Annotated in this window: 21 protein-coding genes and 1 pseudogene; 12 read left to right on the top strand and 10 right to left on the bottom strand. The window is 68.9% G+C overall.

Annotated features, from left to right (window positions below):
• Positions 1-351 precede the first annotated feature (351 nt).
• From O7634_RS30650 to O7634_RS30610, 10 genes and pseudogenes are all read left to right on the top strand, one after another.
• Positions 352-768, top strand: coding sequence for a hypothetical protein (locus tag O7634_RS30650; RefSeq protein WP_278153621.1), 417 nt, complete (start codon positions 352-354; stop codon positions 766-768).
• 192 nt (positions 769-960) lie between these two features.
• Entirely contained in the window at positions 961-1344 is a 384-nt protein-coding gene (locus O7634_RS30645; protein ID WP_278153620.1) for an ADP-ribosylation/crystallin J1, read from the top strand.
• Positions 1331-1744, top strand: a complete 414-nt coding sequence (locus O7634_RS30640; protein WP_278153619.1) for a hypothetical protein — start codon at positions 1331-1333, stop codon at positions 1742-1744. The genes O7634_RS30645 and O7634_RS30640 overlap by 14 nt, the downstream gene beginning before the upstream one ends.
• A 42-nt stretch (positions 1745-1786) precedes the next feature.
• Positions 1787-2281, top strand: coding sequence for a DUF2716 domain-containing protein (locus tag O7634_RS30635; protein ID WP_278153618.1), 495 nt, complete (start codon positions 1787-1789; stop codon positions 2279-2281).
• On the top strand, positions 2278-3066 hold the full coding sequence (locus tag O7634_RS30630) for a hypothetical protein (RefSeq protein ID WP_278153617.1): 789 nt from the start codon (positions 2278-2280) through the stop codon (positions 3064-3066). Before O7634_RS30635 ends, O7634_RS30630 begins: the two co-directional genes overlap by 4 nt.
• 102 nt (positions 3067-3168) lie before the next feature.
• Positions 3169-3597: a hypothetical protein gene (locus O7634_RS30625; RefSeq protein ID WP_278153616.1), complete on the top strand. Its 429-nt coding sequence runs from the start codon at positions 3169-3171 to the stop codon at positions 3595-3597.
• Between the two features lie 107 nt (positions 3598-3704).
• Complete coding sequence (locus O7634_RS30620) at positions 3705-4196, top strand: nuclear transport factor 2 family protein (protein WP_278153615.1); 492 nt, start codon at positions 3705-3707, stop codon at positions 4194-4196.
• A gap of 297 nt (positions 4197-4493) precedes the next feature.
• Positions 4494-4613: pseudogene (locus tag O7634_RS31930) on the top strand (FAD-dependent monooxygenase); the annotation flags it as partial.
• On the top strand, positions 4587-4853 hold the full coding sequence (locus O7634_RS30615; RefSeq protein WP_347404302.1) for a hypothetical protein: 267 nt from the start codon (positions 4587-4589) through the stop codon (positions 4851-4853). The pseudogene O7634_RS31930 and the gene O7634_RS30615, both read left to right, overlap by 27 nt.
• Before the next feature lie 18 nt (positions 4854-4871).
• Positions 4872-5717, top strand: coding sequence for an SDR family oxidoreductase (locus O7634_RS30610; protein ID WP_278153614.1), 846 nt, complete (start codon positions 4872-4874; stop codon positions 5715-5717).
• Positions 5718-5768: 51 nt separating this feature from the next.
• Here the strand turns inward: O7634_RS30610 and O7634_RS30605 are convergent, their stop codons facing one another.
• The 4 genes from O7634_RS30605 to O7634_RS30590 form a co-directional block, all read right to left on the bottom strand.
• Positions 5769-7544 (bottom strand): BTAD domain-containing putative transcriptional regulator, encoded by a 1776-nt coding sequence (locus O7634_RS30605; RefSeq protein WP_278153613.1) that lies wholly within the window; start codon positions 7542-7544, stop codon positions 5769-5771.
• 126 nt (positions 7545-7670) lie between these two features.
• Positions 7671-9083, bottom strand: coding sequence for an FAD-binding oxidoreductase (locus tag O7634_RS30600; protein ID WP_278153612.1), 1413 nt, complete (start codon positions 9081-9083; stop codon positions 7671-7673).
• A 211-nt stretch (positions 9084-9294) separates the two neighbouring features.
• Positions 9295-9816 (bottom strand): sigma-70 family RNA polymerase sigma factor, encoded by a 522-nt coding sequence (locus tag O7634_RS30595; RefSeq protein ID WP_278153611.1) that lies wholly within the window; start codon positions 9814-9816, stop codon positions 9295-9297.
• A gap of 672 nt (positions 9817-10488) precedes the next feature.
• Positions 10489-11421 (bottom strand): NAD-dependent epimerase/dehydratase family protein, encoded by a 933-nt coding sequence (locus tag O7634_RS30590; protein WP_278153610.1) that lies wholly within the window; start codon positions 11419-11421, stop codon positions 10489-10491.
• A 108-nt stretch (positions 11422-11529) separates the two neighbouring features.
• Here O7634_RS30590 and O7634_RS30585 point away from each other — a divergent pair, with 108 nt between their 5' ends.
• Positions 11530-12462 (top strand): LysR family transcriptional regulator, encoded by a 933-nt coding sequence (locus O7634_RS30585; protein WP_278153609.1) that lies wholly within the window; start codon positions 11530-11532, stop codon positions 12460-12462.
• A gap of 63 nt (positions 12463-12525) precedes the next feature.
• On the opposite strand, the gene O7634_RS30580 is transcribed toward O7634_RS30585, so the two are convergent.
• From O7634_RS30580 to O7634_RS30565, 4 genes are all read right to left on the bottom strand, one after another.
• On the bottom strand, positions 12526-13821 hold the full coding sequence (locus tag O7634_RS30580; protein WP_278153608.1) for a low temperature requirement protein A: 1296 nt from the start codon (positions 13819-13821) through the stop codon (positions 12526-12528).
• 296 nt (positions 13822-14117) lie between these two features.
• On the bottom strand, positions 14118-14690 hold the full coding sequence (locus O7634_RS30575; protein ID WP_278153607.1) for a DM13 domain-containing protein: 573 nt from the start codon (positions 14688-14690) through the stop codon (positions 14118-14120).
• 114 nt (positions 14691-14804) lie between these two features.
• Positions 14805-16013 (bottom strand): DUF2254 domain-containing protein, encoded by a 1209-nt coding sequence (locus O7634_RS30570; protein ID WP_278153606.1) that lies wholly within the window; start codon positions 16011-16013, stop codon positions 14805-14807.
• 121 nt (positions 16014-16134) lie between these two features.
• On the bottom strand, positions 16135-16959 hold the full coding sequence (locus O7634_RS30565) for a bacteriorhodopsin (RefSeq protein ID WP_278153605.1): 825 nt from the start codon (positions 16957-16959) through the stop codon (positions 16135-16137).
• A 61-nt stretch (positions 16960-17020) separates the two neighbouring features.
• On the opposite strand from O7634_RS30565, the gene O7634_RS30560 reads away from it, so the two are divergent.
• Positions 17021-18019, top strand: a complete 999-nt coding sequence (locus tag O7634_RS30560) for a Brp/Blh family beta-carotene 15,15'-dioxygenase (protein ID WP_278153604.1) — start codon at positions 17021-17023, stop codon at positions 18017-18019.
• A gap of 91 nt (positions 18020-18110) precedes the next feature.
• Here the strand turns inward: O7634_RS30560 and O7634_RS30555 are convergent, their stop codons facing one another.
• The gene (locus tag O7634_RS30555) at positions 18111-18821 is read right to left on the bottom strand and encodes an OBAP family protein (protein ID WP_278153603.1); all 711 of its coding nucleotides are present in this window, start codon (positions 18819-18821) and stop codon (positions 18111-18113) included.
• A gap of 98 nt (positions 18822-18919) precedes the next feature.
• Positions 18920-19786 carry a low temperature requirement protein A gene (locus tag O7634_RS30550; protein ID WP_278153602.1) on the bottom strand — a complete coding sequence of 289 codons (867 nt, stop codon included), beginning with the start codon at positions 19784-19786 and terminating at the stop codon, positions 18920-18922.
• Positions 19787-20084: the final 298 nt, after the last annotated feature.

The raw sequence follows: 20084 nt of genomic DNA, 5'->3' as shown, positions 1-20084 counted from the left end.
CGGTCGGTATGGATCGATGACCGCCGACCAGACTTCCCGGCACACCTGTTGCTCACCGTACCTCCGGCGCGCACCCGATCGAAAGCCCCATGACACTGCGCACTACCCGTCGTTGTCGACTCACTTCTGCCGAGTCTCGATCCTCCGATCGATATCGGGCAGATGGGCCGGTAGCGCCACTGAGCGCAGATCTGCGAGCACATGATTCAGGAGCCGGTCGATCCTTGGCTGCTCGTGTCCCGCCCGCCGGACGTCGTCGACCGCGACCGCGAGGAAGCCGTCGAACGTCTGTGACCGTGCCCGTACGCGTGGGGTGCCGTCCGGCTGCACGCTGACGTGGAGCCGCACCAGGTGCGTCTGGCCGAGGCGGACTGCACCGAAGGGTGCTGCGGCGCGCTGTACGTCACCATCGAGCGTCGCGGCGACGAGGTGATCTGGCGGGATTGGCATAACCCCGACCGGGCCGGCCTTGACCTGCCGACCGTTCGCTTCGACGCTGCCCAGTACGACGCCGAGATCAACCGGGCTGAGAACGATCACTCCTGGGAGTGGCCGGACCGGACCGTCGCCCGGCTGCTGCGGGCGCGGCTACGGCAACATCCCGATCTGCTGGGCCGGTGGGACTGCCATCTTGGGTGGGTGGCAGCACGCCCGGACGACCAGGGCCGGGTGCACGTGTCGTACTTCTACCCCAACCAGCCTGCTGGTGTGGAAGGTCTCTGGCTGCAGTTCGTCGTGGTGATCGACCTGCCCGCGGGGCGACCCTGAGATCGTGGCCGATGAGATTGTTCGGCGGATCACGGACGCGGACCCGCGCCGCCAGCAGTGGCTGACCGGCGGCAGTGCGGAAGCCGCCCGGGCAGTTCGGCTTCGACTGGCCTGTACGGCATTGAGGACGGAAACTGGCTGGTCCACGTCGTGGGCCAGCCAGTACTCTGCGCCAGCCAGGAAGGAGCGGCGATGACCGAGACAATGACCCTGTGGCGGCCGACCGGCCCCAAGGAGCTCGACCTCGTACGCGCCTCTGGCTGGACAGCCTGGCCGCCTCGGCTGCCCGACCAGCCGATCTTCTACCCGGTCCTCAACGAGCAGTACGCGATCATGATCGCCCGGGACTGGAACGTCCCCGCATCCGGCGTCGGCTACGTCACCCGGTTCGAGGTCGACCGCGAGTTTGTCTCCCGCTACCCGGTCCGGCTGGCCGGCGGCCGCGACATCCTCGAGCTGTGGGTGCCCGCCGAGGAACTCGACGAGTTCAACCGGCACATCGTCGGGCTGATCGAGGTGGTCCACGAGTTCGGGCTGGCAGCTGAAGGGGGACGTGGTGTCGGTGGACGAGGATGAGATCCTGCACCGCTACGGCCTGTATCCAGCCGCGGAACACCTCGATCAGATCCGCGACCTGCTCACGGCCCAGACCGAGCGTGAGCGGCAGAGCCAAGGCTACGGCGACACGGAGGTGATGAAGCTCTGCTGCGTGCAGCTGTTCGACGCCGGTGTGATGAGCGACGTCCTGACGATCTGGCGGGCGAAGTCGTCAAGCTGGGACGCGCACTGCTCGATCGACGTCCAGCTGCTGTGCGGCGGCGGGCTGGCCGAGACCAAGGCATACCTGCTCACGGAGGGTTCCGAGGACGCCGCGCAGGCGCTGGATCACATCGGCCGTAGTGAGGCCGCAGGGGACTTCGCCGGTTTCTCCGTGGAGAAACAGGTGGCCTCGTACGCCGACTACTACCACGCTTGATTCGAGTGTGAGCAACCAATGGCGACGAAGACGTACCGCGAGTTGAGCGGCGACGAGGCGGTGGTCTGGGACCGCTTCTCCGCAACGTTCGACTTCCGACCCAGCACGCGCCGCTTCCCGGCGATCATCGAGCCGGCTCCGTCGGTCACCTGGAGTCTGAGCGGCCTCGAGGACGATCCCGGCTACACCCGGTTGGATCGTATGAGCGAGGTCGTGCACGCTGGGCTCACAGCGCTGGTGGGCACGGGTTCGATCCTGTGTCTGGACTGGCAGCACCCGTGCTACCGGGTCTGGCCCAGCCTCGTCGGGCCCGAGAACATCGATCCGCCTGGCCAGCCCGGCTGGCCGCTGTCGCCGTACCCCGACGGCGACTACTTCATCTACCTCGCTGAGGACCACCGGTTCGGTACGTTCGGCCACCCGTGGGAGCTATCGCTGTGCGTGTTCGGCGGCGACCTGCTGGACCTCGTCCAAGCCGATCTGCATGAGGTCCTCGGCCAGGTCATGCGCCGTGACGGTCGGCAGGTGACGGTATGAGCCGGCTCATCGCCCACGAGCTGATGACGATCGGTACCGCCAACCCCCGGATCGGGGTCGACGGGTGCAGAATGCCGAGCCGCTACCTGACCATCGACGGCGTTCCTGCCTACCAGATCGGCTACTCATGCGGCACCTGCGGGCTCGTCCTGCGCCGTCAGCCTGGCGCTCCGACGGGGCCACTATCGGCGGCCGCCGTACGAGATCGTCTTAACGCCGGACTGAACGGGCTCGACCAGGACGTCGTCGACGCTTTCGCTGCCCAGTTGCCGCGCGCTGACTACCAGGTGATGCTCCTCGACACGCTGCCAATGCTCGCCGCGTCGGGCTCGACGAACGACTACTTCGCGTTCGACGGGCCGGCAGGCTGGCGTAACGAAGAGTTCGAGTACTCCATCGATCCTGCCAACGCGAGCTACTACCGGCTCGATCGGCTTGCTGTCGGCGCCCATGACGAACTCTTTGAGTTCGCCGTTCCGATGGGCGACCCGACCGAGTTGGACGCCGATGTCGTAGCGCGCTATTCCCAGGCGCCGGGCCGACCGACGGCCGTCGCCTTCGGGCTGCTCGACATCGAAGGTCCCTGGTTCAGGCGGGAACGGCACTGGGGCCTGTTCCACTTCCTGCTCGACGGACACCACAAGATGGCAGCTGCTGCGGCCAACAACGCCCTGATCAGGCTGCTCACCTTCGTCTCGGCCGGTGACTCGCTGGCTTCCGACGACGAACTGTTTCGTCTCCCGGAGATCATTCGCGCCGACGGCCACGGCAAGGCGGACCGATGACTGCCGCCGACGTTTCAAATCGGGTCGCCCGGTGCTGATCTCCCAGTACGCCTACTTCGCGCGGCCAAGCGGCGAGTCTTCGACCATCCTGGCCTGCGCGTGATGGCTGCCTCGCCGGAGCACATCTTCGCGATGAAGGCGCTCGCGGCGCGAACCCGCGACGTGGACGACGCGTTGTGCTCCCTGAGCTACCTGCACGTGCAGGGCATGACCGTGGCGGCCTTGCTGGCCCAGGCGCTCGCGGATGTCCTCAGCGTCGGCACGGAGAAGCTGGCCGTCCGGTTCTTCGCCTCGGCCGATGCCGTACTGGACGGCCGGCCTGCGGCGCCGACGGCGAAGGACCTGCGTTTCCCGCAGGCGGTGGGTGTGCGCCGGCCTGCCGCCCCGGCTGTGGTCGCCCATCTCAGTGCGGTCCGTTCGGCCACGGCGACGGATGTGGAGGCGGCCCGGGCGTTCATCCGTGTCCTCCACCTGGTCGATCCGGGATCCGCCCTGGCCGCCGCGGCCCCGGTCGAGCGGTTCCCGAGGTGAACCCGCGCACGAGAACTTGATCTTGCGCCGTCATTGATCCGGATACCGGTCGTATACGTCAACGTTTCATCGGCGGCACGTCTGCGTTCGCCCGGTCCACTGGACACATGACGGACACGATCAGCACTTCCGCCCTCGCGGGCCTAGTCGACCGGGCCGCGATCACCGACACGCTCCACCGCTACACCGCCGGCCTCGATCTGAACGACGCCGAACTGCTGGCCTCCTCGCTCACGGAGGATGCCGTTGTCGACCTGGGTCCGGCGATGCGGCGGATCGGCTACGACTTCCCGGCGCTCACCCCGCGGGAAACCGTCGTCGAGACTCTGATCGGCGCGGTGGGCCCGTTGGATACCAGCCACGCCGTCAGCAACATCCGGTACGACATCGACGGCGACACCGCCACGGTGTTCGCCTACGCGCTGGCCAACCACTTCAAGCCCGGCGTCGGATCAGACGCGACGGTGACCCGCCACGCTCTAATGATGAACCGCTATACCGCCGCGATGGTCCGCGACGGCAAGCGGTGGCGCATCCGGCGCCTGGACATCGCCAACGCCTGGTTCGAGGGTGACCCCCTCATGTTGCTCGGCCAGTGATCCACGTTGTCGGCGGCCCTGCCTGAGCTGGGCCCTGTCCGGCAGACAGGGTCCACTGCCCACGTGGAACGCTCGCCAACGACCCCGGCATCTACTCGAGCGAACGTACCGGTCGCACGAGATGGGAGGATCGGTGACTGACACCTCGATTTTGATCGCCGGCGCTGGCATCGCCAGACTCGCACTGGAACGTGCTGTCCGCCAGCGAGGGTCTCTCCTCGCCGCACCCGTTCCGGAAGTGGTCGAGGCCCTGTTGACCAATCCGTACCGGTTGTATCACTGCGAGTCACCGGAGTTCGCATTCCCACATGGAGCCGCGGCTGCTGTCTGCTGATCGGCGATGCCGCGCATGCGACCGCACCGATCTGGGGCGTCGGTGCCGGTCTCGCCATGGAGGATGCGCTGGTTCTGGCCGATGTGCGCGCCGACTCGGCCTGGTCGGTCGCCGGCGCCCGCTTCGAGGCGTCGCGCCACGGCGTGCGGCGGGTCGACCACATCGCGAAGATGACCGACCTGACGAGCCGCAGTGCTCGGACACCTGCCTGGATCCGCAGGCTCCTGCTGCGGCGGACGTACCGGGCGACCTATGAGCCGCTGAGCCGGCCGGTCGAGGTGGGCCCGCTGCCGGCCCGTCGGTCCTTTAGTTCGATCAAATAATCAGGTGAGGAACCGGACATGGATCTGCTCAAAGGCAAGGTGGCGGTCGTCACGGGTGCGACCGCCGGAATCGGACTGGATGTGGTGCGCGCGTTCGTGCGAGAGGGGGCGACCGTGGTGCTTGCCGGACGGCGCCGGCCGGAGGGCGAGGAGGCAGCCAGGGTGCTGGGGCCGACGGCCTCCTTCCTGCCGGTCGACGTTTCGCACGAGACCGAGGTGGCCGACCTGCTGCACCGGACGGTCACACGGCACGGCCGTCTCGATGTTCTCGTCAACAACGCCGGATCGCCGTCGCACCTGAGCGGCATCGAGCACGTCGATGCCGAGGACTTCCGCGCCACCCAGGAAGTCAACCTGATGGGTGCGCTGTACGGCATCAAGCACGCTGCGGCTCATCTGCGTCGGCAGGGCACGGGCGGCAGCATCATCAACATGGCCAGCATCACCGGTGAGCGGGTCGTCTATGCCGGAGTCGCCTACTCGGTCTCCAAGGCCGCTCTCATCAACCTCACGAAGTGGGCGGCCGCCGAGCTCGGCCGGCACGACATCCGGGTGAACAGCATCTCACCGGGCTTCATCTCGACTGCTCGCTTCGGCAAGGCTGCAGGAGTGACCGAGGCGCAGGCCCGGGGTCGCCTGGACGCTCTCGCGGCTTATGCGCGCGAGCAAGCAGGATCGATGCAGGCACTGCCCCGGCCCGGTTCCGGCGATGATGTCGCCGGGGCGGCGGTCTACCTCGCTGGCGAGGCCAGTTCGTACGTCACCGGGCACAACCTTGTGGTCGATGGTGGTCTGTCGTTGGGGCAGCCGTTCGAGGCCATGCGGTCCATCCGGGAGGCCATGGCTGGCATCTTCCAGGACTGAGAGCACCCGGGGGCATCACAGATGACGGTCAGCACGGCTGTCAGGATTCGTTCAGACGGTCACCGATGACGACAATGCCAGCGCGTCCAATGCCGTCCTGCATCGTTCCGGTCCTTCGACCTGTTCGGCCCGGCGCCGCGCGACGGCCTGAATCAACACCGGGTAGCGATAGGCGTCGATGCCGACGGTCTCGACCAGATGCACGTCGACGAGGTCCTCCAGCGCGGCCCGCGCCTCGGCGCGGGGCAGTCCCGTCATCGCCACCACCTCGTCGACGCTGCGCACGGGCGAGACGGCGAGCGCGGCTACGCGGAAGACGCTGGCCGAGGCCGCTGCGAGCTGGGCCTCGGCGCGACGGATCGGTTCGTCGACGATCTTGCAGTCCTTGTGCATGACCACTGGTTGCCTTAGGTCATCGGCGAGTTGCTCCATGATCTGCGATACCGTCCACAACGGCCGGTCGAGCAGGCGCGCGGCGGCGACTCGGACCGACAAGGGGTGCCCCGAACACGCGGCGACAAGGTCCAGCGCGGCCGCCCGTTCGGCGGCGACACGCCGATGGCCGGCGATCTTGCCGAGAAGTCGGAAAGACTCCTGCTCATTGAGCGGTCCAAGCCGCTGCCACGCGACCGCGGGCAGCTCCAGCAGGCGGCGCGACGCTGTGACGATCACCGCGCAGGCCGGCAGCAGCGGATCGACCTGGACGCTGTCGTTGGCATCGTCGAGGATCACCAGCATCTTGCGTCCGGACGTCACCGTCCGCCACAACGCGGAGCGCTCCGCCGTGGTGTCGGGGATGTCCAGGTCGGGCCGGATCGTGCGCAGCAACGAGCCAAGTGCGTCGCGTGCCTGCAGGGGCCGGCCGGTGCGGGTGTGCAGATCCAAATACATCCGACCGTCCGGGAACCGGTCGGCGAGGAGATGAGCCACGTGCACGGCGAGGGTCGACTTTCCGGCACCGCCGAGCCCGGTGATGCCGGCAACCGGAACACGATCCTCGGTGAGGATCTGACGCAGCCTGTCGATCTCGGCGTCACGACCGGTGAAGTCCCGGACATCCGGGGGAATCTGGTCCGGCCGGAGGAGCTGCGGCTCGGACGCCACCTTGGGCGCGGGGACGATTTCCTCGCCCTCCAACAACCGCTGATGCAACCGCTGTAGCTCAGGACCGGGTTCGATCCCCAACTGCTCATTGAGCTCCCCGCGTAGCCGGCGGAAGGCCTCAAGGGCCTCCACCGTGTGCCCGCAGCGGTGTAGGGCATTCATCCACAGTTCGGTCAGTCGGGAATCCAGCGGCCGGTCGGCGACAGCCGCACCCAGCTCCGCGCAGACCTCCTCATGCCGGCCGGCCGCCAGCTCGGCCTCGAACAGCTGCTCCTGGGCGACCCGGTAGGCCTCCGCGAGACGGACGCGTTGGGCGGCGGCGAAGTCGGCTTTCACCCCGCCGAGCGCCGGCCGGGCCCACAGCGCGAGCGCCCGGCGCAGCAGAATGGCGGCTCTGGCGGCGTCACCGGAACGTCGGACGGCGTGTGCCTCACTGACGAGCAGGTCGAAATCGTCCGCGTCGACCTGGGCTCCGTGACGCACGAGCTGGTACCCGCTGGCCGAGTGGAGCAGTTCGGCCTCACCGCCGGCGAGAATCTGCCGCAATCGGGCCGCGTAGGTGCGGACGGTGCTGTGGGCCGAAGCGGGGGGCGCCTCGCCCCACAGCGCGTCCACCACGTCGGCGATCGGAACCGGCGCTTTGCGCAGGAGCAGAAGTGTCAACAGCCCGCGCTGCTGGGGTGGACCGAGAGAGACGTCACCGTCTTCGGCGATGGCTCGCACCGGACCCAACAGAGTGAATCGCATATCGCCATCGTCCGACCGGCGATTACCTCTGCCAAGTCCGCTGGAGGTGAGTTATGCGACCGGGGGTGTGGTTGAACTTTCGTACCTCCGAACCGTGTGCGGTCAGCGCAAGGGCTGGATGTTGTGGTTGAGGCGAAAGACGTTCGCCAGATCGTAGGTGGCCTTCGCTCGGACCAACCGGGCAAACGTCGCCGCTGGATATGCCGCCCGTACCGCCTCCTGGCTCTGGTCCTCCCGACCGATGAAGTTGAGGTGTTTGCCCTCCACCGCCCACGGCTGCAGGCGGTCGAAGAATTCGCTGGTCCACCGTACGGCCGGACCGGTGGTGTCCGGATCACCCACGGTGACGACCCACAGGACGAATTCGGCGTCGCGTAAACCCGCCGCACCCGCGCCTGCGGGCGTCCTCCGCAGTGCGCCACCGAGATGACGAAGTTCGATGATGTTCGCGGGCACGTCGGCCTTCGGGCCGATTTCCTCGATCAACCGTGTCATCGAGTCGTCCGTGAGCGGCGCCAGACTCAGCGTGCGCTCGGCGAACGGCGCCGGGCTTTCCGGATCGGAGTAGATGGACGCAAATGCGGTGTAGGGCAGGTCCGCGACGGTGTCCACGATGATCGGCGCGGCGGCTCGCAGCGGCGCCAGTAGCCGGTTCGCCTCGGGGGCCTCACCGAGAAAGGAGATCCGCACGTGCACCGTGAAGGTGCCGCGCAACGGTTCCGGGAAGATCGGGACGTCTGGCAGCCGCATGAACGCGATCGACGTGGTCAGCTCGTCGGGCGCCTCGGCGGTCAACCGCCCGTACGCACGCAAAACCGCCTCGGCTTCGTCGCCCGGGAAGATCAGCGCTCCGCCGTACAGTCTGGTGACCGGGAACAGGTCGAATTCCACCGCGGTGACGACGCCGAGGTTGCTCTTGGAGCCGCGGAGCGACCAGAACAACTCCGGTTCGTTGGCAGCGTCGGTGTGCCGAGCCTGTCCGTCCGCGGTGACGACGTCCAGCGCGGTGACATGGTCGGAGGCCCAGCCGTGCTTTCGTCCCATCGTGGCGCTCAGACCACCGCCGAGAAGGTAGCCGACGACGCCGACCAGCGGGGAGGAGCCCGTGAGAGGTGCGAGCCCGTGCCTAGCCGCAGCGTCGACGACCTGCTGCCAGCGCGCTCCACCACCCACCCGGGCACGACGGGTCGCCGGGTCAATCGTGACCTCGTCCATCCGCCGCGTCGTGATGAGCAAGGTCCGATTGCCCTCGACCGCGGCGGTGTGGCCCGTGTTCATGACGGCCACGTCCAGGCGGTGTCTCTGGGCGAACGCCAGCGCGGCCTGGATGTCGGCCGGGCCGGTAGCGCCCACGACAACGGCCGGTTGAAGGAGTACGGCCGGGTTGTACATCGCGCACTCCTCGGCGTACCCGTCCTGCCCGGCCAACAGGACGGGGCCGGTGACTCGGGTGGCGAGCTCGGCCGCGTCCTCGGCCGAGATCTGGGTCGGGTTTCCACTCATCGGGTTCGACATGAGTCCAGTCGACCAGCGGGTCGCCGACGCGACGCAGACGAAACGTTGACGGCCAACGCACGACTCGGGACTCGCTGCCAATCTCACACCGCAGCGGCGTCATCAATGCCAGCCGGAGTCGGGGCGTCTTGCCGTGGCCCGTGGTGCAGTGGCTTCGAGCGGCAGAGCGCGGAACGAGGGAGGTCCTGGCGCGAGAGGGCGAGCCCGTGCGTCACCCCCGGTCGACGGGGTTGACGGCCGCACGGAGGGTACGCATGGCGTAGTGCGCTCGCGACTTGACCGTTCCGACCGGAACGCTGAGCAGCCTCGAGGTTTCCTCGATGGAAGCGCCATGGAGGTGAAGTTCTCGCAGCACCTGCTGATGCTCGTCGCTCAGCCGAAGAAATGCGGTCTTGAGGTTGTGTAGCGCGAGCGCGCAGTCCGTATCGTCGACACCGCTCAGTTGGCTGGCCTCGGTCAGGCTGACCTCGCAGGGACGAGCCTGCCGCGAGCGCACGGCATCGATGGCCACCCGGCGGGCAATGGTGAACAACCACTTCCGCGTGCCTTCTTCTTCGCGCGGCAACGACTCGAGGCGGCGCCACACCCGTAACATCGTTTCCTGCAGGAGATCCTCGGCCGCCGTCCGCTCGTTCCTGGTCAAGCTCATCAGGAAGCGCAGCACCTGTCGGTGGTGGGCAGCATAGACCGATTCCATCAGCGATCTGTCAGCACTGTTCCGGTGGACCGACATCGCTCCAAGGGGGGCGGCCATACTTGAGGTCACAGGTATCGAAACCTTCCTTGCTGCTGCCTGTCCACCATCGGATCTGTCCGTTTCCGGGCCGCAGCGCACAGACGCGTAACGCGTAAAACGCCGATGGGTGCTGTTGAAACCGTCTGGACAAGAGCTCAAGACGTGTGGAGCCCGCTTCGTGAGGTGTGCGAGGGCCGGCCGTCGACGAATGCTGGCCCCGTATCCGACGGCCCTTCCGCCTGAATGTGGGAGGCGCGGCTGGGGCGCGAGCACGCTGCCTTGCACGGCTCCCGAGTGATCGTCCCGTCCTTTCCCACGAGAGAGCACGACGCGCGAAGGACCGAGCCCAGCCCGCCTGGTCGGGGTGCAGATGAGTCAGCGCGAGCATGCCGATTGTCCGCCACGTCATGTCCGAGGTGTGCCAGCGTGTCGAGCAGCGAAGCGGAGTTGACCGTCCCACCGCCCGCCTGCCCCCGCATCGGACCCACGCCGGCATCGATCAGCAGCCGGCGACCGCCGATCTCGATCAGCAGGCCACCGGCCGACATCGGCGCCGTGCCCCGCTCGGCCAACAGATCGGGGTGTGTTGTCCCGGCCCGTTCCAAAAATCGCCGGGCCGGGACAGCCGGGCATCGCCGAGAGGCTGTTCGGTCAGATGCGATGTCGATCTCAGGCGGCGCGGCGGGTGACCGCTTCCCGCACGGCGTTCATGCCGTCCGCCTGCGTGACGATCGCGCGGTATCCGAGTTCGGCGACGGCCTTATCGGTGCGTAGCGTGCAGGTCTGCTCCAGGAACCAGCGCGCGGGGACGGGAATCACCTTGGCCGCGGTGCCGGCGTCGATCTCGGGGATCGGGGTGTCGACTCCGTAGACGGCGAAGGCGCTCTCGAGGAAGTCGCGGAGGGTCACCCGGTGCTGATCGGTGATGAAGTAGGCCTGACCCGGCCGACCGCGCTGCCAACCCCGGACCAGCCCCTCGACCGCGTTGTCGACGAACGTGACGTCGGTGCTCTGCCGGCCGCCCTCAATCCAGGCGAACTCGCCGTTGCGGGCTGAACGCACGAGACCTTCGACGAGAGAGCTGTCGGGGCCCCAGACGAACCGTGGCCGGATCGACACCGTTGCGAAGCCCGGTGCGTTGGCGGCCAGTACCAGTGCCTCGGCTTCCGCCTTGGTGGCGCTGTACGCGGCCTCCGAGTCCGGTCGTAGCGGCGCGCTCTCGTCGATGTCGACGAGCGGCTCGCCGGCCATGAGCGCGGCTTCGCTCCCGGCGTGCACGAAGCGGGCCGCCCCGGCCTGCCGGGCTGCCTGCAGGGCGGCCCGCGTGCCGCCTACCGTCACCAGCTCCTGACGCGCCCGATCGGCGGTGATGTCCGTCTCCGCAGCCAAATGGAACAGTACTTCGCTGCCCTCGATGCCGGCGCGCCAGGTTTCGGGACGGGTCAGCTCGCCGCGCACCGGTTCGGCGCCCAGGGCGGCCACCACGTCGGCGGCCGTCGCACTGCGGGCCAGCGCCTTGACCTCGTGTCCGTCGGCCACGAGGCGCCGGATCAGACTCCGACCGATGAAGCCGGAACCGCCTGTCACGAAGGTCTGTGCCATGTCGTTCTCCTCGGTGGTTGTGGTCCTTCACCTGGTTCAGCATCCGGTGACTGTCGCTGCTTCCCCCAGCACCATCTATCTTTCAAGGTCCTGCGATAAGATTTCCGAATGGCAACGCTGCGTGCTCTGGAGTGTCTGGTCGCGGTCGCGGACACCGGGTCGATTACCGAGGCGGCCCGGCTGCTGCACTCCTCGCAGCCGGCGGTGTCCCAGCAGATCGCCGTTCTGGAGCGCGAGACCCGTACCCCTCTGCTCCACCGCAGGGCACGTGGCGTCTCACTCACGCCGGCCGGGCGTGCCGCCGTCGTGGAGGCCCGACGAGCGATCGATGCGGCCGCGTCAGCGGTCCGCTTGGCCCGGACCAGGGGCGAGGCAAAGGGAGGATCGCTGCGCCTGGTCTGCGCCCAGAGCCTGACCGTGCCGCTGCTCGCACCCGTGATCCGCGCCTGGCACCGGCGCCACCCGCAGGTGGCGATCGACATCAGGGAGGCGGTCGTGTCCGATGGTCTGTTCGAAGCCATCAACGGTGGGGAGGTCGACGTGCTGGTGCTGTCCGGCCCGGTCGACGATCGCTTCACGTCCACGGTTCTCGGTACGGAGGAGATCGTGCTGACGGCATCCCGCGATCATGGGTTGGCAGAGCGGGGATCAGTGCGGCTTTCCGAGCTCGATGGTGAGGATTTGGTGCACTTCGCGCCGGAAAACGGCTTGAGCAATTGGCTCGACCAGTCGCTCGCCGCGGCCGGGATCCGGCTGAGGCCGGCGCTGAGAACGGCCGTCACCTCCGCGGCACCTCAGCTGGCAGCGGCCGGATTGGGCATCGCGATAACCCCTGTTAGTGCCGTCAGCGGAGGCTTTCCGGGCGTGGTCCGCTCCTTTTCGCCTCGGTGGACCCGGGAACTGGTCGCGGTGACGCCGGGAGAGCCCGATCCGCTCGTGGCCCGCTTCGTCGCCGACCTACGCGCCCGCGGGGTGCGGGTACCTCGCGATGTGAAGAGCCAACTCGAACCTTCGGAAGTTGACAAAACGGTCAATTCCTAGCTTAGGTGGCTGTGTGGCCCATGTCCGGGCTTCCCGCAGCCAGACCGAGGTTGACGGTCGCTGTCAGAGGTGCTGCTGCCGCCACTGGCTGACCGCCCGCTCGGACACCTCTTCCTCCTCCCGCAGGAAAGCCTTGATCCTGCTGCGGGCGGCGGTGCCGGTGAACCGGTCGACCACGATGAGAGCGATCAGGACGACTATCAGCCCGCCCAGCGCGGCGAGAGGCGTGACGAGCGTCGCCGGCCAGCTCAGCAGAGCCACGACCGCGGCGGTGGCCAGCCTGGTGGGCCGCACCCGGCGGAAGGTGCGCGCGACCACCGCGACCTCGGTCAGCAGGTACAGGGCGACCCCGCCGTAGAGGGCGGCGACCCCGGACCAGCTCAGCGGCTCGACGCTGATCTCGGCCGCGGCCTGCAGGACCACCTTGAGTCCGAGCGCGACGGCGATGACACTCGTGATCATCAGCAGGTGCAGGTAGGTGAAGACGTCCCGGGCCAGCGAGACCCGCTTGATGTCCCGAGTGCCGTGCATCGCCTGCTCCACGCTGGGCGCGAGGGTGTCGAAGTGCAGCCACCACAGGGCCGCCAGTAGCAGAATGCCGAGGGCCGACCCGGTGATCACCGGCCCGGACAGCGCGAGTCGCTCGAACCGGCCGGGTCCGAGCCCCAGCGAGATGACCGCCTCGCCGAGCGCGATCAGGACGATCAGAGAATGCCGCTCGGCCCAGTGCCCGGCCGAGGCGACCGCCCACTTGGAGTAGGGCAGGATCAGGCCGACCGAGTACTCGGTCAGGAGCGCGGCCGCCCACAGACCGAGGCGGACGTCCACGCGCACGTCCGGCGGTGCCCACCAGGCCGCCGTGCCGGCGAGGATGACCAGGACGCCCGCCACCAGTGGCGGCGCGGAGACGAGCGCCAGTTGCCGCCGGTCTCGACCGGTGCCGGTCAGGACGAAGAGGAACGCGCCCAGGGTGAGACCGCGCAGGGCCAGGTAGGCCAGCGCGAACACGACCGGTCCCGCCAGGTCGTTTAGTTGGTTCTGGAACGCCTGCGGAATGGTGATCGCCAGCACGAACGTGGCGACGGCGATGCCGAGCCCGAACACGGGCAGGATCCCCTTGTCGATGCGGACGAGGTTGCCCAGGGCAGCCAGCACGGTCCAGCACCACCACAGCAGCGTCAGTACGAGCAACCCGGACACCAACGATCGCGGGGTCGGGTGGGTCGAGATCAGGCCGGTCACGTTGAGAAACGCGAAAACGAAGATCAGGTCGAAGAACAACTCCAGGCGGGTCACCCGCGTTCCCGGCACGACCGGCGTCAACCACCGGGACCGGCGCACGAGGGCGGGACCGCTCACCGCACCAGTCTCCCAGCAGCCCCGCGAGGCCGCCGCGGTTTCGACGGGGTCGGCGGAACCGCCACAACCGGTGCGTGGTCGAGAGAGGCGCTCTGCCAGCGAGGCGGTCGTGTTCTCGATCTGGTCGGGGCGGTGACAAGCCAGTCAGGCGTACGTGGCCGGCACTGACATGTCGCGGCGGTGGTGAGCGTACTGTCCGAGCGACCGAGGCGGCCGCGAACCCCTGCGTGCGCGAAGGAGGTTGGGCCGGCAGTTCTCAGTCGTGAGGCGTCCGTTCGGCGAAGGGACGGGTTCGGCTACGACGGGACGGCGGCGAGTTCCGCGGCGCCGAAGGAGACGGCGAATCGCTTGCACCAGATGCTCACGCTGCGGAAATCCGCCGGGTCGACTCCCGCGCCCAGCCGGTACACCTGATCGCCCTGGTTGCCCTTGAGCTTGCCCAGTTCCGCGTACTTGCCGTCGTCGAACACCCGCCAGCCGGCGGTGCCTGCCCGAACCTGCTGGTCGGACAGCCACACCCGCAGGTCGGGGCCGTCGCTGGTGTCCAGCCCGACGATCTCCAACTGGTGACTGCCGTCCGGGTTGCGGACCATCCGGACGGCGCCGCTGGTGTCGTGTTCGTGCGTGACGAACGTGCCCTCGGCGACAACGACCGGCGACGCAGGGATGTCCGCGGCTGGCGATGCCGGGGTGTCCCCGGTCTGCGACGAGGACGGAGACGGCGGCGCGACGGAGGAGAGAGTGTCTGTCACGACCGTGTCGGTGAACAGTCGCCACGGCTGGAACCAGTAGAGCCCTCCTGCGACACCGATGCCGAGCACGGCGACGACGATCCAGGAAGCCGGAGCACGGAGAAGACGGCGAATCACGGTTCAAGTCAAACCGCAGGAGATCACTGCCGCCAGGTGGGGTCGGCTTACCGATTGCTTACGGCGTAGGGGAGGCGATCCGTCGATCTGGGCCGTTGTGATGCGGGGAGAAGCTCACGCCTGCCGCGTCACGGTCCTGGAAACGATGTCGGGCAGGTGTTCCGGTAGCGCCACGGACCGCAGATCCGCGAGGACGTCATCCAGGAGCCGCTCGATCCGTGGCTGGTCGTGTCCCGCCCGCCGGACGTCGTCGACCGCGACCGCGAGGAAGCCGTCGAACGTCTGTGCGCGGGCCCGTACGCGTGGGGTGCCGTCCGGGTCGTCGACGATCAGACGGTGACCGGGCCGGCCGGCGAGCCGGCGTAGCAGGTCGTGCATCTCCTGCACGCTGCGGACGGCGGTGGTGGTGTCGTTGATGCCCGGCGACAGTGCCCGCTCGGCGATGTCGGTCAGTTGCCGGAACCCGAACCCGACGTCCTGACCGAGGGTCCGTTCCACACCGAGGCTCACCGCGAGGCACGCCCGCGCATCCGGCACGGTCGTCGGAAGGGTGCCGCCGGGTAGCGGGTGGACGGCGATCAGCGGTTGTCCGGCCACCACGAAGTCGCCCGGCGCGGGCAGGACCGACAGGGCGCAGTCGTGTGTGCGGGCCAGTGCGGCGAGCCGGCCGAGATCGACGTGCTGGACCATGCCGGGCTGCGCCGCGTGGATCACCTGTACCGGTGGAGCCAGCGGCGGGGCGGGCGCGGTGGCCCGACCGGCCGGGTACTGCTCCTCGATCACCCGGCGGGTCTGTGCGCCGACCGCGGCGATGATGTGCGAGACCCGCATGACAGTGGTGACGTGGTGCAGGTAGTAGACGAAGAGCCCGCTGCTGGCCAGCACGAGCGCCATCGCCACGGCGAGCGACAGCTCCGGTAGTCGGGTGTCGGCGCCGGCCGGCAGGGCTGCCAGCACCACCATGGCGAACAGCGCGGTCGCCAGGAAGGTGCCCAGCGCCGCCTGCGTGATCCGGTCCTGCAGAAAGGTCCGCAGCACCCGGGGCGAGTACTGGCTGCTGGCGAGCTGCACGGCCACCACGGTGATGGAGAAGACCAGCGCGGTGAACGAGATCATCGCGGTGATGATCGACGACAGCAGCGACCGGGCGCCGCCCACGCTGCTGGGCAGGAACCCGCCGGTCGGCAGACCCAGCCGCAGCTCGGCCACCGACAAACCGAGGGCCAGCAGCACGGCCCCGGCGGCGAACGCCGCCGGTACCAGCCAGAACCCCGACCACGCCGCCGCCAGGCGGGAGCGGAGGGTACGCGGCACAGGGCTCATCCCGCCGTGATCCCCCGTGTGCGCCTTCCGCATACCTGGCCGAGGGTCTGGTTACCTGGGGGAAGACCACCACCGGACGCGCGACGGTGTACGGAGCGCTGGGCTGGACTGGCCGTCCGGCTCATCCGGCGCGGGAGGTCAGGCCGCCACGCGGGCGGGCGACGTCCTCCTCCTGTGCCGGGGGCCAGCCCTCCTCGGCGCTCACCTTGCGGGCGATGATGCCGAGCAGGACGCCGTAGACGACCTTGGAGGTGATGTCCGCGACGGTGTAGGTGATCTGACGCGCGACGACTCCGTCGGCCGAGTCCCACATGGCCGGCATCAGGTAGGCGCCGGGGTAGAGCAGCCAGGAGCCCAGAAGCAACCACCAGACGGCCTTGGCCAACGGCCGGGCGGAGGCGGGCAGCCGGCCCACGTTGGCGAAGACGGTGCGGGCGACGAGGACCAGGATCAGGAGGAAGAAGGCGGTGCTGACCAGGCCCCAGATCCAGAACTGCGGGCCACGGTCCACCTCGTGGAACTGGCCGGCGTACCCGGTGTAGATCATGGCGAGTCCGGCGGCGGCGAAGATCACCCAGGTGCGGTGGAAGGCGCGTCCGGTGATGCCGAGCACGACCAGGAGTTGGATCAGCAGCACCGGTACGTCGATGGACCAGTTCATGTAGCGGTAGCCGTTGCTGAACAGGGTGTCGGACTGCACGTAGGCGGTGCCGTCCCATCGGAACGCCTGCGACCAGCGCTGCGAGAGGACCCAGAGTTCGAAGAAGGCGGAGGCCATGACGACCGCGGACAGCGTGGAGGAGAGCCGGTAGCGGGGGCCTGAGCTGCTGCGCGTGGTCAGGAAGTAGACCAGGCCGGCGGCCATCACGGCGTATCCGAGCGTCAGCACGTGCGACACCAGCGTCCACTGGATGACGTTGTAGCCGAAGACGTTCTCGACGTTCATCGCGCTCCCAAGGCCGGAGAAATCTCGCAAAAAGGCTATAAGGTGTGCAGGTGGTGTGCAGGTGGTCCCGCCTGCTGTTCGACGACTACAACGCCTTGCGGGGCTGGGTAGCCGAGCGCTGGCCGGGGCGGCGCTGGCCGTCGACCTGACCGTCGGGTGGAGCGCCGGTGCCGGACGCGCCGTGTTGCTGGCGGGACTGCTGGCGAGCATCCCGCACGGCGCGGTCGACCATCTCGTACCCCGCTCGCTGCCCGGTTGGCGCGGGCCGCGCCCGGTTCTGCTCGCGCTCGCCTACGCGGCGGTCGCGGTCGCTGCCTTCCTGGTCTTCCGGGCGGCGCCCGGTCCGGCGCTGCTGGTGTTCCTGTTGCTCTCCGTCGCGCACTTCGGCGCGGGGGAGACCGCGTTCGCCGACCGCGCCGCCGCGCGACCGCGCCGCCGCGACCCGTTGACCGCGGCCGCCTTCGGCGCGGCAGTCGTGCTGCTTCCGCTGGCCCACCACCGGGCCGACCTCGCCCCGCTGGTCGCGGAGGTCTCCGGCGGCAACCCCGGGCTGCCGCCGGGGCCGGCCGCCGCGGTCGAGGTCACGACGCTCGCCCTGTTGGCGGTGGCCGCGGTACGCCGCTGGCGGCGCGGCGCGGCGAGCGAGGCGGCGGATCTGGCGTTGCTGACCGCGCTGGTGCTGGTGGTGCCGCCGACGGTCGCGGTCGGCGTGTACGTCGGTGGCTGGCACGCACCCCGCCATCTCGCGCGCATGCTCAGCACCGAGCCGGCGAACCGGACAGATCTCGCCGCCGGTCGGCTGGGCGAGCCGCTGTGGCGCTTCGGCCGGCAGGCGGCGCTGCCGACCCTGGCGGTCCTGCTGGCTCTGGTCCTGTTCTGGCCGAACGCCCGCTGGCCGGAGTCGGCGGCCGTCACCGTGATGGTGATCGCCGCGCTGACCGTGCCGCACGCGCTGGTGGTCGGCGCGCTGGATCGGGCCGCGCGTCTCGCCAGCCCGGCTGCCGGCTCTTCCGACAGGAGCCGTCGGAGCGTGCCGAACGACGTGGGCACCCCGCTCTAGGCTTCGGCCGGCCAGGGAAACACGAGCGCCGGCGTCGTCTCCCTCGGTCGCCGTAGGTCTCTGCGTCCGAACTCCTGACTCGGCCCGGTCCCTACCGGCTGGTCTGCCGGTCGACCACACCGGGAAGCGGTGTGCTGTCGGGAAACGCATCGTCGAGCAGGGCCACCCCGTCCTGCGGGTGTGCCTCCTCGATCAGGCCGGAGCGGGCGTCGCGCTTCTGCGCGCGGTTGACGTCCATGGCCTGGTTGCGGTGCTGTTCAAGGGCGGGATCGCACTGGCCGTCGCGGTTGAACGACCACATCAGCAGCGGGTCGCCCAGCGGCAGGATATCCCCGGGACCGGTGTCGAGGCGGCCGGTGTGCCAGGTGTGCCACGTCTTGCCGTAGCTGTTCATGAGCATTGCCATGAGCGCCCGCTCCGCCGGCTCGGGCAGCCCCGGCGCGATCAGTGAGCCACCGAGCACCTCGTAGTTGTGGGGGTGCCAGTAGCGGCGTTCCTCCTCCGGCAGCGTGTCGTGCAGGCGTCCGGAGACGATGTACTCCACGCCGATCAGGTTGGCCTCGTCGGTGTTGCCGTCGAACAGCACGCACTGCAGGAAGTCGTCGTTGACCTGCCGGCAGTAGTGGTGCGCCTCCATCTGCATCGACGGGTCGTCCTTCGCCGGGTGGAAACCGACAACGTACGCGTCGAAGCCCTTCAGCGGCGTGGTGTCCTGCAACGCCTTGGCTCCCAGGGAGAGACCCCGGTGCCACAAACTGGTCGACTCGCCGGGCGGTCTCACCGGGCTGCGGCGTCGATGCATGGGGCTCCTTGGCTGTACGGCCTGACTCGCCGGGAAGGACTGCGAATCCTATTTTGGCTGGTACTGCGGGCAGTGCGGGCAGGATCGACAGGACCGCCTCACAGGTGTCGCTTCCGCCACGCGCTGACCGCCTCCTCGGTGACGTGCTCCTCCCGACGCAACAGGTTCTTGACGCGCCTGCGGTCGGCGGTCATGCGCTGCGACACGGCGAGCGCCCCGCACACCGCGACGAGTACCACGAGGGCGACCAGCGGCACGAGGTGCGCCCCGGGCAGCGCCAGGGCGGCGACCAGGACAGCGGTGCCGAGAACAGGCCGGTTCGTGCGGTGAAATGTCCGGCGAGCAATCGCCACCTGACTCAGCAGGTAGAGCGCGACGCCGCCGTGCAGGGCGACGCTGGCCGCAGCGGCCAGTGGGGAATGCCGCATGGCGACCGTTTCCACCAGCAGCGTGAGGCCAAGGGCGGTGCTCACCACGCCAAGGATGGTCAGCAGGTGCAGATAGGTGTAGATGTCACGGGCCTGCGGTACCCGCACGGCGTCCCGCACACCATGCAGGCTCTGCTCCACCCCGGCGGCCAGGCTGTCGAAGTGCAACCACCAGAGGGCGGCGACCAGCGCGATGCCCAGTACGGATGCGGTGATGACCCGGGTGGTCAGCGCCAACCGGTCGAATCGGCCCGGCCCGACGCCTAGCGAGATCACCACCTCGCCCAGGGCGATGAGCACAATCAGTCCGTGCCGCTCGGCCCAGTGCCCGACTGACGGCAGCGACCAGTGCGCGTAGGGCAGCACCAGGCCGACCGCGTACTCCACGACCAGGGCCGCGCTCCACAGGAGCAGGCGGGCGTCCAGTACCGCCTCGGCCGGCACCCACCACGGCACGGCGACCGAGAGCCCGATCAGCACGGCGGCCAGCAGCGGCGGGACGGTGACGGCGGCGAGCTGGACGCGGGTGTGCGGCACGGGTGAGCACGAACACGAACCCGACCGAGGTCAGCGCCCGCACGGTCAGGTAGGACCCGGCGAACACCAGGGGGCCTGGCAGGTCGTCGGGCTGGTCGACGGAGGCCTGTGGAATCGCGATCGCGAGTACGAACACTGCGGCCATGATCCCGAAGCCGAGCACCGGCAGGACGCCGTGGTCGGCGCGTACCACGTTGCCGAGTGCGACGAAGCCGGTCCAGCACCACCAGAGCAGCGCCACCACCACGACACCGCTCACCACCTGCGCAGCCGCCAGATCACGGGAGACGAGTCCGGT

Source organism: Micromonospora sp. WMMD1120 (genome assembly GCF_029626235.1).
GTDB lineage: Bacteria > Actinomycetota > Actinomycetes > Mycobacteriales > Micromonosporaceae > Micromonospora.
This window is presented reverse-complemented; position numbering and strand designations above follow the sequence as displayed.

What these genes read in the sequence shown, in the direction of transcription:
- O7634_RS30645 (WP_278153620.1), top strand. Translation starts at nt 961, where the DNA reads ATGACCGAGACAATGACCCTGTGGCGGCCGACCGGCCCCAAGGAGCTC.
- O7634_RS30630 (WP_278153617.1), top strand. Translation starts at nt 2,278, where the DNA reads ATGAGCCGGCTCATCGCCCACGAGCTGATGACGATCGGTACCGCCAAC.
- O7634_RS30625 (WP_278153616.1), top strand. Translation starts at nt 3,169, where the DNA reads ATGGCTGCCTCGCCGGAGCACATCTTCGCGATGAAGGCGCTCGCGGCG.
- O7634_RS30620 (WP_278153615.1), top strand. Translation starts at nt 3,705, where the DNA reads ATGACGGACACGATCAGCACTTCCGCCCTCGCGGGCCTAGTCGACCGG.
- O7634_RS30615 (WP_347404302.1), top strand. Translation starts at nt 4,587, where the DNA reads ATGGAGGATGCGCTGGTTCTGGCCGATGTGCGCGCCGACTCGGCCTGG.
- O7634_RS30610 (WP_278153614.1), top strand. Translation starts at nt 4,872, where the DNA reads ATGGATCTGCTCAAAGGCAAGGTGGCGGTCGTCACGGGTGCGACCGCC.
- O7634_RS30600 (WP_278153612.1), bottom strand. Translation starts at nt 9,083, where the DNA reads ATGTCGAACCCGATGAGTGGAAACCCGACCCAGATCTCGGCCGAGGAC.
- O7634_RS30595 (WP_278153611.1), bottom strand. Translation starts at nt 9,816, where the DNA reads ATGTCGGTCCACCGGAACAGTGCTGACAGATCGCTGATGGAATCGGTC.
- O7634_RS30590 (WP_278153610.1), bottom strand. Translation starts at nt 11,421, where the DNA reads ATGGCACAGACCTTCGTGACAGGCGGTTCCGGCTTCATCGGTCGGAGT.
- O7634_RS30585 (WP_278153609.1), top strand. Translation starts at nt 11,530, where the DNA reads ATGGCAACGCTGCGTGCTCTGGAGTGTCTGGTCGCGGTCGCGGACACC.
- O7634_RS30570 (WP_278153606.1), bottom strand. Translation starts at nt 16,013, where the DNA reads ATGAGCCCTGTGCCGCGTACCCTCCGCTCCCGCCTGGCGGCGGCGTGG.
- O7634_RS30565 (WP_278153605.1), bottom strand. Translation starts at nt 16,959, where the DNA reads ATGAACGTCGAGAACGTCTTCGGCTACAACGTCATCCAGTGGACGCTG.
- O7634_RS30555 (WP_278153603.1), bottom strand. Translation starts at nt 18,821, where the DNA reads ATGCATCGACGCCGCAGCCCGGTGAGACCGCCCGGCGAGTCGACCAGT.